Here is a 504-nt window from a genome sequence, read left to right as displayed (position 1 = left end):
GCTTGGCGATGACCTACTCTCACATGGGGAGACCCCACACTACCATCGGCGCGTTTGCGTTTCACTTCTGAGTTCGGGATGGGATCAGGTGGTTCCACAAGGCTATTGTCACCAAGCAAATTCTGTTTATTACCGTGTCCATCGCTGGCTCACGCTAATAATAATTCGGAAAGCTGATTTGCTTTGTTTGAGTTCAACAAGTACAAGGATGTACTTGATGTCATAAATGCAGGAGCATTTTATGACCACTTCATCAAGTGTCGATATTCTGTCTAAGGCTTCTTTGTAAAACCCATCTGGGTTGTATGGTTAAGCCTCTCGAGTCATTAGTACATGTTAGCTCAACGCCTCACAACGCTTACACACCATGCCTATCAACGTCCTAGTCTCGAACGGCTCTTTAGAGGAATTAAATTCCTAGGGATGACTCATCTTAGGGCTCGCTTCCCGCTTAGATGCTTTCAGCGGTTATCGATTCCGAACGTAGCTACCGGGCAATGCCAT

The 504-nt window shown here is 46.2% G+C and carries 2 rRNA genes; both read right to left on the bottom strand.

Annotation, left to right across the window (positions count from 1 at the left end):
- Positions 1-116: ribosomal RNA gene (gene rrf / locus L5M49_RS25260) — 5S ribosomal RNA — on the bottom strand.
- Between the two features lie 189 nt (positions 117-305).
- Positions 306-504 (bottom strand): 23S ribosomal RNA (locus tag L5M49_RS25255); the annotation flags it as partial.

The organism is Shewanella sp. SM74, from assembly GCF_025653725.1.
In the GTDB taxonomy this organism is placed as follows: Bacteria; Pseudomonadota; Gammaproteobacteria; order Enterobacterales; family Shewanellaceae; genus Shewanella; species Shewanella oncorhynchi.
This window is presented reverse-complemented; position numbering and strand designations above follow the sequence as displayed.